The organism is Acinetobacter sp. YH12108 (assembly GCF_013419055.1).
In the GTDB taxonomy this organism is placed as follows: Bacteria; Pseudomonadota; Gammaproteobacteria; order Pseudomonadales; family Moraxellaceae; genus Acinetobacter.
On record NZ_VPAW01000006.1, the window covers coordinates 128,962 to 143,469 of the forward strand.

A 14,508-nucleotide genomic window follows, 5' to 3' on the forward strand; every position below is an offset into this window, starting at 1 on the left:
ATGATTTTAGAATATTAATGAACTCACTTAAAAAAGCCATCTGATTTTAATACTGCGTTATTACCTGTAATTTTAGATTCAAAAAATCCCTGTTATATAAAACTATAGGAACAGGTTTAAAATTGAGATTTTAATAATGAAAAATCTATCAAACTGCATAAAGATAGACTGCTATTTCTAATAGTAACCTTCTATCAGCATAATTTTAGTGTTCTAAAACTTCCCTTTCCAAGGGTGGGTTAATACCGTTATTTTCTTTTTTAAATTGAGCACGATCTGTAATGGATTTCTCACATTCATTATAGTGATCAATTGCAAAGTTTTTAATTAAGGCGGAACGTCCAGACTGATCTTAGGGTATTTCATATTTAAACGCTTTTTCAGTAAGTTTTATACCAATCAGAGTATGGAGATCATTCGCTGTACCGTAGCGGTGCTTCATTTATTGAATCATCCATTTCTGAGGTGCACCTTTCAGTCTAAAAAGCATGACCTCTTGAGCCAGACTCTTCACATCATCACATCCTGAAAAGCTGCTGCTTGGATGAATAACAGTTGCATTGGCTAAATTTATAACACAGGAGCAGGCTTAGGTATATTTTGAATTTCGTCATCTTCAGTTTTGCTTTAATCCAGAGATACTATTGGCCATATTTGGAAAAGTATTATAGCGATAGGAAAAGGTCCTAGATTCACTTTTTATTTTGTTTCTTCAGCAAGTTATTCTTAAAATTAAATATTATATGATACGACTTCGATTTAGATTTGGCTTTAAAAGTTGGTACCAATTTTTGTAGATTCTGTTATGGGATTTCGAATTAAAGCATGATTTGTACAAAGTTTAAGAGTTTATGATTAATTTGCATAAAGACTGAACATTTGTGGTTTAAAATGCTTGACGATACAACCTGAAATTACGATAATGCGCACACAGTTTACGGCTATGTAGCTCAGTTGGTTAGAGCACCGCACTCATAATGCGGGGGTCACAGGTTCAAGTCCCGTCATAGCCACCATTTTTAAAGACCAAGCTCTCAGCTTGGTCTCTTTTTTTGTGCCTTGAAAATATCAATAAAAATTAAGAGAAAGTTCTTCTAAATTTCTGTCTGTTTAAATTTTTGAATCTTTTTTATTTTTTAACCCGAATCATTTTTTAAAGATAAAAAATGCCCAAGCATTTACTTGGGCATTATGGCTGATCTGGTTTAGTTAAAACTTAGATACCTGCTTTCCAACCATTAACGATCGGATAGCGACGTTCACGACCATAAGAACGCGAGCTAATACGTGGACCAATCGCACCCTGACGACGTTTGTATTCGTTAATATCCACCAGACGAATCACTTTTTTCACAACTTCAGCTTCAAAGCCTTTGGCAATGATGTCATCCTGGCTCAGATCTTCTTCAATATAAGCATAAAGAATCGCATCAAGCACTTCATAAGCCGGTAATGAATCCTGATCGACCTGATCTGGACGAAGTTCTGCAGATGGTGGACGGGTAATCACACGCTCAGGAATCACAGGAGTTTCTGCGATGCTGTTACGGTATTTCGCCAGTTCAAACACAATGGTTTTATACACATCTTTTAATACCGCGAAGCCGCCGACCATATCGCCATATAGTGTGCAGTAACCAACGGCAAGTTCAGATTTATTACCGGTTGCCAGAACCAGATTGCCGAACTTGTTAGAAAGCGCCATTAATAGTGTACCGCGTGCACGTGCTTGCAGGTTTTCTTCAGTGGCATCTACAGGGGCATTACCAAAGAATGGATACAGGGTTTGCAAGAAGCCACTTACAATCGGGTTAATCTCGGCAATACCGAAAGTTACACCCATAGTTTTTGCCTGTTCAGTGGCATCTTCTACACTGATCTGAGCAGTATAGGTATAAGGCATCATCACTGCTTGGACTTTGTCAGGGCCAATCGCATCTGCTGCGATGGCAAGAGTCAAGGCAGAGTCAATACCACCAGACAGACCCAGAATTACACCTGGAAAACCTGAACGCTGTACATAATCACGGGTTGCCATCACCAGACTTTGATATATCTCAGCCATGGTTTCCAGCGCTGGAGTAATCGTGCCTTTGCTGAACTCTAATTTTTCTGCATCATATTCAGCGATATACAGGCCTTTTTCAAAGCTAGGTGCTTGCAGAGCCACTTCGCCTGATTTATTGAGTACAAAGCTGGTGCCGTCAAAGATCAGATCATCTTGGCCACCTACCTGGTTACAGTACACCAGATTGATATTCAACTGTTTGACCAGCGCAGCCATGGTATCGATACGGTGTTGCGGTTTGCCAACTTCATATGGAGAAGCATTCAGAACCAGTGCAGTATCAATATTCAATTGAGCCAGCTGTTGAACCGTAGATAATGACCAGACATCTTCACAGATCAGAACACCAAACTTGTGTCCCAGATATTCGAAGACCAGATGCTGATGTCCTTCACCAAAATAGCGTTTCTCATCAAATACACCATAGTTTGGCAAAGTCTGTTTATTATAAACCCCTAAAACTTCACCATCCTTCATGACAGCGGCTGAGTTATAGCGTTCACCATCTTCGGTTTGATTAACAAAACCAAAGACCATGACGATATCTTTTACTTCAGTTAGTTTCTCAAACGCCAGTTTTGTGCGTTTAGCCAGACTTGGACGAATTAATAAATCTTCAGCCGGATAACCTAAAGTTGAAAGTTCAGGGAAAATAATAAGATCAGCATTATCTTTTTTGGCCTGATTTGCCAAATCTATCATTGTCTGCGTATTTGCATCTAAATTGCCCACATGTGGAGAGAATTGAGCAATCGCAATTTTAAAACTTTTCATTCCAATTAAGTCCTATTCCTATAGGTGAATACACTAAATCACTGATTTTTAAAATTCTAATTATCCAGCTGAGTGCAGTTTGATACGAACAAAATGCCAAATGGCCAAAATTAAAAAAGTCATGACCGCATGATCATTAAATCTTGATTTGCGAGCTAAAAATATCATACTTGGCTTATTTTATCGAAATTTGAGGCAGATGCTAGAGCTGTTTCAGGAGAATTGAAACAGATGCAAAAGTTATGGTCAAAAATGACTTATTATGGTGCTTTTTTATTCTGATAAATGCACAAAAATACTCAATTGGATTTAAATAAGTTTATTTTTCATAAATAGAAATCAACAGAATACTTGAGTGAAAAGTATTCAATATCATCTGCTTATCTGATTTTTTAAAATAATATTGGGAATTTTTTTTAGAAAAATATCGCGTGCAATATCTCCCTGTTGTTCAATGTTATAGTCTAAAAAGGATTTGTTGGGATTAAATTGATATTTGTAAGGATTATATTTTCCCATACTTAAAAAATAAGCGGCTTGTAAAAAAGCGCCCTTAAACAACACATTAATATTCTGCTGATATTGATAAATATGCGCCATTTCATGAATGAAAAGCGCCTGATAAGAACGGCTTTCTTCAGAATAATCGTCCCTATAATTCAGGTTACGCACATGAATATAACCACTTGGTGCCATAATCACATGCTTGGATTGCCAGGGCAGGAAAGGGTGATTCATGACACGGACTGCTGAATAGTCAATCAGGTCAGCAAAGACTTGTTGGCAAAGCTTGATTTCACCTGAAGTTAAGTTCCGGCTTTTAAACTGATCAAAACGAATTATTTTCAGGATGAAGGGAAGCAGGTAAAACAGCATTAAAACTCAATCCTTAACGATATAAGAGTAATTTCTAGAAATTTGCAGAAATTGAAAATTCTTCAGGTTTACTATTTTAAGTTTTTCACATCTTGGTTGTGTTGGTTTTTGTCAGTTATAAAAAAACCACCCAGAAGGGTGGTTTTTACGTCTTTCAACGCTAACCGAATTAACGGTTGATGTCGCGTTGAACTTCGCCAGTGTAAAGCTGACGAGGACGACCGATCTTGTAAGGACCGCTGTGCATTTCTAACCAGTGGCTGATCCAACCAACTGTACGTGCAAGCGCGAAGATCACAGTAAACATTTCTGTTGGGATACCAATCGCTTTAAGGATGATACCTGAGTAGAAGTCTACGTTAGGGTAAAGGTTACGTTTGATGAAGTATTCGTCAGAAAGCGCGATACGTTCAAGTTCCATAGCAAGAGCAAGCTGTGGATCGTTGATGCCAAGAGCACCAAGAACTTCGTCACAAGTTTCTTTCATTACTTTCGCACGTGGATCGAAGTTTTTGTACACACGGTGACCGAAGCCCATGAGTTTAACTTCTTTAGTTTTCACTTTTTCCATGAAGCCAGCAACGTTTTCTACAGTGCCGATTTCATCAAGCATCTTAAGAACAGCTTCGTTCGCACCACCGTGAGCAGGACCCCAAAGTGCAGAGATACCAGCAGCGATACATGCATATGGGTTAGCGCCAGTAGAACCAGCTAAACGTACTGTAGACGTAGAAGCATTTTGTTCGTGGTCAGCGTGAAGTGTGAAGATACGGTCCATTGCTTTCGCAAGGATTGGATCTACTTTGTAGTCACGGTCTGCAGGAGTTGCAAACATCATGTACAGGAAGTTTTCAGCGTAAGTCAAATCGTTACGTGGGTAAACGAATGGTTGACCAACAGTGTATTTGTAGCTCCAAGCTGCCAAAGTAGGAATCTTAGCGATTAAACGAATCGCAGTGATTTCACGATGGTTAACATCTTCGATGTCCAGATTGTTGTGATAGAACGCAGACAACGCACCAACAACACCAACCATGATTGCCATAGGGTGAGCATCACGACGGAAACCGTTATAGAAGCGGCTTACTTGATCGTGAACCATAGTGTGGTTACGAACTTTAGCGTCGAATTCTTCTTTTTGCTCAGCTGTTGGAAGCTCGCCATTAAGAAGTAAGTAGCAAGTTTCTAGGTAATCAGCTTTAGTTGCTAACTGGTCAATTGGGTAGCCACGGTGTAAAAGAACACCTTTATTACCATCGATGAAAGTGATTTTAGACTCGCATGCAGCTGTTGCCATAAAACCAGGATCAAAAGTAAAGTGACCTGCAGCCAACACATCTTTAACGTCGATTACATCTGGGCCCAATGTGCCGCTGTAAATTGGTAATTCAATTTCTTTGCCATCAAGCTGTAAAACGGCTTTCTTGCCAGTTGCTTCAGACATTCAATAGATCTCCTGTCCTGGTGAATGTATATCCGAGTTGCCTATCAATCTTTTAATGCACAAAACGGACGGATCAAAAATTTGCTATAAGATTAGTGGCTACTGAAATTTTGTCAATTATACTTATGGATGAAAAATGACATTCTCACAGTGGTTTAGTCATTTATCTTGGTATAAAAAGTTTAATAAAATCACAGTACCAAACCTCTATAATAAGTCAAATTGAACAGAAGGTGCAGAAAAAAATATAGTCTTTGCCGTATTTGTAAGCGTTTTTTCCTAGCAAAAAATAAAGGAGAAATTGAGAAAATATTCTAAGACTGCAACTTAAAATTATATAAATCTCGTAACTTACATCGATTTCCTTAAGTTTTTACTTCAAACTTGAATTATAAATAAAAGCAATAAATTTTCTTTTTGGCTCTGTTTAATCGGCTAAAAAATAGCTCGTAAATTTGCTTCACTTTGTTTAATACAACTTAAACAAAAATAAATAAGTGTTTTTTTGAATATAAAATGTCTAAAAACATCAAAAAAACTATGATCTACAAAGAGATAAGTAGGTTTTAGTATAAAAATTCTAAATTGAGATGCCTTTATATAAATAGTCATTATTTATTTGTGAAATATATCCTTATGATTTTACTTGGGATTAATAAGGACTTAGGATCGAAATTATATTTTTGCTGTTCATCTTTAGTCTAAATCTACTTAGTCGAAGCTTGGCTAGATAATAGACTAAATTAATCAAGTTAATTATTAAAAAACAAATATCTAGAATGAGAATATGAAGATAAAGCAAGTAGGGGAGAACTTAAAGTTGTTGTTAATGATTCTTATTTAAAGGTTTTTTGTTCAAAAAGCCAAATACAGTTGTTTGTATTTTAATAGTTCACGTTTTATAATTCAGTGTCGTTTTATGTTTAGGCATGTATTTGCCTGATAATGCCAGCTTTCCTTCGAATTAATTCCAACAAACTCCGGATGGAGTTTTTAACTACAGGATGCCCGCTGTGAAAAGCAACAGACCTGTCAATTTGTCCATGGGTCAAGTTTTAGAAGTAAACTTAAAATCACCCGTGGCTATTGCATCAATTCTACACCGTCTTTCAGGTGTCATCGTATTTTTACTCGTACCGGTCCTTTTGTGGCTGTTGGATAAATCATTGTCTTCAGCAGAAGGTTTTGCTGAAGTGCAGGAAATCTTTAACGGTTTCTTTGTCCGCTTTATCGTATGGGTATTTGTAGCCGGCTTAATTTATCATTTGTTCACTGGTATTAAGCACTTATTTGCAGATATCGGCGTTGCAGAAGAACTGCAAAGCGGTCGTACTGCAGCTACTATTTCATTAATCTTGTCTGCAATCGGTATTGTTGCAGCATTTGTATGGATCGTACTCTAATGAAAAGTGCTACTGGTTTAACAGGTTCAGGTTCTCGTGATTGGTTTGTCCAACGCATCAGTGCTGTAGTTCTAGCTGTTTATACCGTTGTGGTGTTTGGTTGGATCCTACTGAATGGTGGCTTCAACTACGAGCAATGGTACGGCTTTATGATGACAGTTCCAATGAAGATCATGTCTTTGTTGGCAGTCTTATCTCTTGTTGCGCATGCATGGATCGGTATGTGGCAGGTATTCACTGACTATGTGACTACTCGTCAAATGGGTCCATCAGCATCAGGTTTACGCCTTGTACTGACTTCAGCAGTGATTATTGCTGTATTTGCATATGCGATCTGGGCAATCCAGATTTTTTGGGCGAATTGATAGGAAACAATCATGGGCGCTATAACCCCTAAAGAAGATTACACAAATATTCCACACGAAACTTTCGATGCAGTTATCGTTGGTGGTGGTGGTTCTGGTATGCGCGCTTCTTACCAACTTGCTCAAGCAGGTTTGAAAGTTGCGGTACTGACTAAAGTATTCCCAACACGTTCTCACACTGTAGCAGCGCAGGGTGGTATCGGTGCATCTCTTGGTAACATGCAAGAAGATAACTGGCACTACCACTTCTACGACACAGTTAAAGGTTCTGACTGGTTAGGTGACCAAGACGCGATCGAGTTCATGACTCGCGAAGCACCGCAAGTGGTATACGAATTAGAACATTTAGGTATGCCATTTGACCGTAACGCAGACGGTACGATTTACCAACGTCCATTTGGTGGTCACTCTGCAAACTACGGTGAAAAAGCAGTTCCACGTGCATGTGCTGCAGCCGACCGTACAGGTCACGCGCTTCTTCATACGCTTTATCAAAGCAATGTGAAAATGGGTACTCAGTTCTTCGTTGAATGGATCGCGCTTGACCTGATCCGTAACGAAGCTGGTGATGTACTGGGTGTGACAGCAATCGATCAGGAAACTGGTAAAATTGCCGTATTCCAGGCGAAAGCTACATTGTTCGCTACAGGTGGTGCTGGTCGTGTTTACCGTGCATCTACTAATGCTTATATCAATACTGGTGATGGTCTTGGTATGGCAGCTCGTGCAGGCATTCCATTACAAGATATGGAATTCTGGCAATTCCACCCTACAGGTGTTGCGGGCGCAGGCGTACTGTTAACTGAAGGTTGTCGTGGTGAAGGTGCAATCCTTCGTAACAAAGACGGCGAACCGTTCATGGAGCGTTATGCACCGACTCTGAAAGACTTGGCTCCTCGTGACTTCGTATCACGTTCTATGGACCAGGAAATCAAAGAAGGTCGTGGTTGTGGTCCTAAAGGCGATTATATCCTTCTTGATATGACTCACTTGGGTGCTGACACCATCATGAAACGTCTGCCATCTGTATTCGAGATTGGCAAGAAATTTGCGAACGTTGACATTACTAAAGAGCCAATTCCTGTAGTACCAACAATCCATTACCAAATGGGTGGTATTCCTACGAATATTCATGGTCAGGTAGTTGTTCCTGAGTCTCCAGAATCTGAAGCTCTAGTAACGAACTACGACAAGAATACTGATACCTATTCTACTAACCAAGAAGGTCGCAACTTCACGAAACCAGTGAAAGGCTTCTATGCGATCGGTGAATGTTCATGTGTATCTGTACACGGTGCAAACCGTTTAGGTACAAACTCACTGCTTGATTTGGTTGTATTTGGTAAGGCTGCTGGCCAGCACATCATCGACTACGTGACTAAACACCACGGTGATGAGTATGAACCGCTTCCTACAACTGTGCTTGAAAACACAATTAAGCGTGTTCGTAAGCTGGATGAATCAACAACTGGTGAGAATGCTCAAGAAGTTGCTGATGCAATCCGTGACATCGTTCAAGACCACGCGGGTGTATTCCGTACAACTGCGCTGCTTGAAGAAGGTGTAAAACAAATTCTTGCAATTGAGCCGCGTGTTCGCAACATTCACTTGAAAGACAAATCTAAAGTATTCAATACTGCACGTATTGAAGCTCTAGAAGTTGAAAACCTGTATGAAGTTGCTAAAGCGACCTTGATTTCAGCTGCTGCACGTAAAGAATGTCGTGGTGCTCACACTGTGGTAGATTTCGAATTACCACCAGATCACCCAGAGTATCCATATGGCCGTCGTGACGACGAGTGGATGAAACACACCTTGTGGTTCTCTGCTGATAACCGTCTTGAGTACAAGCCAGTGCGTTACAAACCACTTTCGGTTGATGCAATTCCACCGAAACCACGTACATTCTAATCAGGAGATTAAAGATGAGTAGAGGTACTCGTACATTTCATATCTACCGCTACGATCCTGATAAGGATAAAGCACCGTATATGCAAACTTTTAAGCTTGAACTGACTGATAAGCACCGTATGTTGCTTGATGCGCTTCTTGCATTAAAAGTACAGGACGAATCTTTGACATTCCGTCGTTCATGCCGTGAAGGGATCTGTGGTTCTGATGGTGTGAACATTAATGGTAAAAACGGTTTGGCGTGTCTTTGGAACCTGAACGATTTACCAAATGAAATCACGATTCGTCCACTACCTGGTCTTCCAGTAATCAAAGACCTTGTAGTTGACATGAACCAGTTCTACGACCAGTACAACAAGATTCATCCGTTCTTGATCAACAACCAGCCTGCACCTCCTAAAGAGCGTCTGCAGTCTCCTGAAGAACGTGAACACTTGAATGGTCTGTATGAATGTATTCTTTGTGCATGTTGTTCAACTTCATGCCCATCATTCTGGTGGAACCCAGACAAGTTCTTGGGTCCTTCAGCATTATTGAATGCATACCGTTTCATCATCGATTCGCGTGATACAGGTACTCAAGAGCGTCTGGCTCGTCTTGACGATCCGTTCTCTCTGTTCCGTTGTAAAGGTATCATGAACTGTGTATCTGTATGTCCTAAAGGCTTGAACCCTACTAAAGCAATCGGTCACATCCGTAACATGCTTCTAGATATGGCTGGCTAATTTAGACTGCAATAAACAGTTTTTCAAAAAGCACACCACTTGGTGTGCTTTTTGCTTTATAGGGCTCCATAAACGAACAGTGGTCGTGAAAACTGCTGTTATTGGTGCTGTATCTCATATGATCAAATCGGGTGATGAATCATTGCAGAACATTTTGGTCGGATTTATGCACTATTATGATGTTGTTTGAGGTATTTATGATTTTTAGATGTAATTCTGGACTGAAAAAGGTTTTCAATAATGTTATTATATAACGCAAAGTTGCAAAGGGAGTGGATTGGAAGATTTACTCTCTTTTTGTTTATCAAAAAGATGTAGGACTTTGGTCTACGCTGAATGTGTTTTTCATTTAAAGCTCCCTATGTTAGAGTAATTTCTGATAGAAGTATTTGACTAAAAAACATGCGTTCCTCGTCAAAAAAATCAATTGATTAGTCGAGATCGTGATAGCATTTAGCACAAGACTATATTTAAAAAATGTGTGGGCCGATGTACATTTTTTAAACACGGAAGAGGTTGAGAATAGTATATAAATGTAAGTCAAAGTCGCTTTAGAAAAAATATAGTTTAAATCTTTGTTTTTTCTAAGTCGATTTGCAAAAAATTGCTCGGTCACGATCGGGTATTCAATGAGTGATGATGCCGCTGAGGGGCGTTATTGTTCATTAAACATATCAAGAATTTTCTTGGTGTGGTGATAACGCCTCATGGCTTATGCCTTATGGGGGACTAATGTTGAATTATCAATTTGACATTACTAATCCTGGGTTTTGCTTAAAAAGCATCCTGAAAATGTTTTTGCAATAGGAAATGGGTCCACAAATGCAAGAAGTTGCTGACGCTCTGCGTCTTGACACTGAACTTTCCGCTGATAGTGCAGCGTATATTGAAGAACTTTATGAGCAGTACCTCACTGCTCCAGACTCAGTGGGTGCTGACTGGAGAGCGTACTTCGATAAATTCCCAAAAGGTGATCAACCACACAGTAATGTACGTGAGCAATTCCTACTTTTAGGTCGCAATTCAAGCCGTATTCAGCCTGTTATCCAATCGACAGTAAGTTCAGAGCATGAACGTCGTCAAATTGGCGTTTTACAGCTGATTGCTGCGTACCGTAACCGTGGCCACCAAAAAGCAAAATTGGATCCATTAGGTCTGGCTAAACGCGAAGTTGTGCCAGATCTTGATCTTTCTGCGCACGGTTTAACTCAGTCTGATCTGGACACTATATTCAATACCGGTAACCTTGCGATTGGTAAGGAAGCAGCGACTTTGGGCGAAATGGTCCAAGCGATGGAAGCGACTTACTGTAGCTCTATCGGTGCTGAATACATGCACATCGTGGATACCAAAGAAAAACGCTGGATCCAGCAACGTCTTGAAAGCGCACGTGGTCAATATGGCCTGAGTGCTGATCAGAAAAAACATGTTCTTGAACGTTTAACTGCGGCTGAAGGTCTGGAAAAATACCTCGGTAATAAATTCGTGGGTGCAAAACGTTTTGGTGTTGAAGGTGGTGAGTCTTTCATTCCTATGGTGAATGAATTGATCCAGCGTGCCGGTTCTGTAGGCTGTAAAGAAGTCGTAATCGGTATGCCACACCGTGGTCGTCTGAACCTTCTGGTTAACATCATGGGTAAAAACCCGGCTGACCTGTTCGGTGAGTTCGAAGGCAAATCACTACACAAGAAAGGTTCTGGTGACGTTAAGTATCACCAAGGTTTCTCTTCTAACGTGATGACTCCAGGTGGTGAAGTTCACTTGGCATTGGCGTTTAACCCATCTCACCTTGAAATCGTTGGACCTGTAGTTGAAGGTTCTGTACGTGCACGTCAAGTCCGTCGTAAAGACATTGGCGGTGATGACGTATTGCCAGTCATTGTTCACGGTGATGCTGCATTTGCAGGTCAGGGCGTAAACCAAGAAACCTTCCAGATGTCACAGACTCGTGGTTACACAGTAGGTGGTACAGTTCATATCGTAGTGAACAACCAGGTTGGTTTCACCACATCTGATCCACGTGATGCGCGTTCTACAGAATACTGTACTGATATCGCGAAAATGATTCAGGCGCCGATCTTCCATGTAAATGGTGATGATCCTGAAGCTGTGTTGTTTGTTGCTCAGCTTGCCCACGATTTCCGTCATACTTTCCGTAAAGACGTTGTGATCGACATGTTCTGTTACCGTCGTCGTGGTCATAACGAAGCGGACGAACCAGCTGCAACTCAGCCAATGATGTACCAAGTGATCAGCAAAAAAGCGACAACTCGTACGCTTTATGCTGACAAACTGGTTCAAGAAGGTGTACTTGATCGTGCTACTGCAGATCAAATGGTTGAACAATACCGTTCTGATCTTGAAGCAGGTAAACATGTTGCCAATGCACTGGTTCTAGAACCGAACAAAAAAATGTTTGTAGACTGGACACCCTACCTGGGTCATGAATACACAGACGAGTGGGATACTACTTGCGATCTAGAACGTCTTAAAGAGCTTGGCCGCAAAATGCGTGAGCTTCCAGAAGGCTTCGTGATGCAGCGTCAGGTATCTAAAGTAATTGACGACCGTCTGAAAATGCAAACTGGTGAAATGCCGCTGAACTGGGGTGCTGCTGAAACTCTAGCCTATGCATCACTGCTAGATGATGGTTATCTGGTCCGTTTAACTGGTGAAGACGTGGGTCGTGGTACATTCTCACACCGTCATGCAAAACTGCATAACCAGGTAGATGGCTCAACTTATATTCCACTTTGCCATATTAAAGAGAACCAACCGCGTGTTGCGATCTATGACTCTTTATTGTCTGAAATGGCAGTACTGGCATTTGAATACGGTTACGCGACTACTCTTCCTAAGAGCCTGATCATCTGGGAAGCTCAGTTCGGTGACTTTGCAAACTGTGCACAGGTGGTGATCGACCAGTTCATCTCATCTGGTGAAACCAAATGGGAACGTGTATGTGGTCTGACTATGCTTCTGCCACACGGCTTCGAAGGCCAAGGTCCTGAGCATTCATCTGCACGTCTGGAACGTTTCTTGCAGCTATGTGCTGAAGACAATATGCAAGTGATGACTCCAACTACACCTGCACAGATCTTCCACGCGTTACGTCGTCAGGCAATCCGCCCGATCCGTAAACCAATGATCATCATGTCACCTAAATCATTGCTTCGTCACAAATTGGCGGTGTCTAACCTGGAAGAACTGGCTAACGGTACATTCCAGACTGTGATCGACGAAGTAGACAACATCAGCAAAGCAGACGTAACCCGTCTGGTATTGTGTGGTGGTAAGGTTTACTACGATCTGGTTGAAAAACGTCGTGAAAAAGAATTGAACAACACTGCAATTGTACGTATTGAACAATTGTATCCGTACCCAGAAGCACGTCTTGCAGAAGTTCTTGCTCAGTATCCAAACGTGAAAGAACTGGTTTGGGCACAAGAAGAACCGAAAAACCAAGGTGCTTGGTTGTTCATCGCGCCTCGTTTATATGACGATGTGATGAAAGCGGGCAAACAAATCCGTATTAGTTACGCAGGCCGTGAAGCTTCAGCTGCACCGGCGTGTGGTTCACCATACTTGCATGCAAAACAACAAGCTCAGCTCGTTAACGACGCTCTAGCGATCGATGCTGAATAATCCAGGAGATTCTAAATAATGGCAACCGAAATTAAAGCACCGGTATTTCCAGAGTCAGTTGCGGACGGTACGATCGCAACTTGGCACAAACAACCAGGTGAAGCAGTATCACGTGATGAAGTGATCTGTGATATTGAAACTGATAAAGTTGTTTTAGAAGTTGTTGCTCCTGCAGACGGTACAATTGCATCAATCGTTAAAAATGAAGGCGATACAGTGCTTTCTGCTGAAGTGATTGCACAGTTTGAAGAGGGTGCCGTATCTGGCGCAACTCAAACTCAAGCAGTTCAATCTGAAACTGAAGCATCAGTAGAGCAAGCTGCTGCAAAAACTGAAGCGGGTAATGCACCGATCGTTGAGCGTCAACAGGTTCAAGACCAAGCTCCAGCAGTACGTAAAGCATTGACTGAATCTGGTATCAATGCTGCTGACGTATCTGGTACAGGTCGTGGCGGTCGCATTACTAAAGAAGATGTTGCGAACCATCAGTCTAAACCTGCAGCGCCTGCTGCTGCACCGTTAAGCGTTGCGGTTGGCGAACGTATTGAAAAACGCGTTCCAATGACTCGTCTGCGTAAACGTGTTGCTGAACGTCTGCTTGCTGCAACTCAAGAAACAGCAATGTTGACTACGTTCAACGAAGTTAACATGAAACCAATCATGGAAATGCGTAACCAGTACAAAGAAGCGTTTGAAAAACGTCATGGTGCGCGTCTAGGCTTCATGTCATTCTTCGTTAAAGCTGCGACTGAAGCACTGAAACGCTATCCAGCAGTGAATGCGTCTATCGATGGCGATGATATCGTTTACCATGGTTACTATGACATCGGTGTAGCAGTTTCTTCTGACCGTGGTTTGGTGGTTCCTGTACTTCGTGATACAGACCGCATGAACTATGCTGAAGTTGAAAACGGTATCCGTGCATACGCTGGTAAAGCGCGTGAAGGTAAACTTGCAATCGAAGACATGACTGGTGGTACTTTCACAATTACCAACGGTGGTACTTTCGGTTCATTGCTTTCAACTCCAATCTTGAACACTCCACAAACTGCGATTCTGGGTATGCATAAAATCCAGGAACGTCCTATGGCAGTGAATGGTCAGGTTGAAATCTTGCCAATGATGTACCTAGCGCTTTCTTATGACCACCGTCTAATCGATGGTAAAGAAGCTGTAGGTTTCCTTGTAACAATCAAAGAATTGTTAGAAGAACCAGCTCGTCTGATCCTTGATCTTTAATTCTAAAGAATAAATCCATGGGCTTAGGGTGATCCTCTAGGCCCATTTTTGGAGAGAA

Annotated in this window: 9 protein-coding genes and 1 tRNA gene; 7 read left to right on the plus strand and 3 right to left on the minus strand. The window is 41.2% G+C overall.

All coding sequences use genetic code 11. The annotated features are described in order from the left end of the window. The first annotated feature begins 939 nt into the window (after positions 1–939). Positions 940–1,016 (plus strand) — tRNA-Met (locus tag FTU46_RS05385). 200 nt (positions 1,017–1,216) lie between these two features. On the opposite strand, the gene FTU46_RS05390 is transcribed toward FTU46_RS05385, so the two are convergent. From FTU46_RS05390 to gltA, 3 genes are all read right to left on the minus strand, one after another. Continuing rightward, positions 1,217–2,842, minus strand: a complete 1,626-nt coding sequence (locus FTU46_RS05390) for an NAD+ synthase (RefSeq protein WP_159122816.1) — start codon at positions 2,840–2,842, stop codon at positions 1,217–1,219. A 372-nt stretch (positions 2,843–3,214) separates the two neighbouring features. Next, positions 3,215–3,718 (minus strand): hypothetical protein, encoded by a 504-nt coding sequence (locus FTU46_RS05395; RefSeq protein WP_180104505.1) that lies wholly within the window; start codon positions 3,716–3,718, stop codon positions 3,215–3,217. A 169-nt stretch (positions 3,719–3,887) separates the two neighbouring features. Further along, complete coding sequence (gene gltA, locus FTU46_RS05400; protein WP_004782984.1) at positions 3,888–5,162, minus strand: citrate synthase; 1,275 nt, start codon at positions 5,160–5,162, stop codon at positions 3,888–3,890. Between the two features lie 1,004 nt (positions 5,163–6,166). On the opposite strand from gltA, the gene sdhC reads away from it, so the two are divergent. From sdhC to odhB, 6 genes are all read left to right on the plus strand, one after another. After that, complete coding sequence (sdhC, locus tag FTU46_RS05405) at positions 6,167–6,565, plus strand: succinate dehydrogenase, cytochrome b556 subunit (RefSeq protein ID WP_180104506.1); 399 nt, start codon at positions 6,167–6,169, stop codon at positions 6,563–6,565. Beyond that, on the plus strand, positions 6,565–6,930 hold the full coding sequence (gene sdhD, locus FTU46_RS05410) for a succinate dehydrogenase, hydrophobic membrane anchor protein (RefSeq protein ID WP_004782980.1): 366 nt from the start codon (positions 6,565–6,567) through the stop codon (positions 6,928–6,930). The genes sdhC and sdhD overlap by 1 nt, the downstream gene beginning before the upstream one ends. Positions 6,931–6,942: 12 nt before the next feature. Further along, positions 6,943–8,841 (plus strand): FAD-binding protein, encoded by a 1,899-nt coding sequence (locus tag FTU46_RS05415; protein WP_004782979.1) that lies wholly within the window; start codon positions 6,943–6,945, stop codon positions 8,839–8,841. Positions 8,842–8,855: 14 nt separating this feature from the next. Beyond that, complete coding sequence (locus FTU46_RS05420) at positions 8,856–9,566, plus strand: succinate dehydrogenase iron-sulfur subunit (RefSeq protein ID WP_004782977.1); 711 nt, start codon at positions 8,856–8,858, stop codon at positions 9,564–9,566. Between the two features lie 822 nt (positions 9,567–10,388). Then, positions 10,389–13,211, plus strand: coding sequence for a 2-oxoglutarate dehydrogenase E1 component (locus FTU46_RS05425; RefSeq protein ID WP_180104507.1), 2,823 nt, complete (start codon positions 10,389–10,391; stop codon positions 13,209–13,211). A gap of 18 nt (positions 13,212–13,229) precedes the next feature. Continuing rightward, a complete protein-coding gene (gene odhB / locus FTU46_RS05430) occupies positions 13,230–14,450 on the plus strand; it encodes a 2-oxoglutarate dehydrogenase complex dihydrolipoyllysine-residue succinyltransferase (RefSeq protein ID WP_005234619.1) in 1,221 nt (406 codons plus the stop codon). Positions 14,451–14,508: the final 58 nt, after the last annotated feature.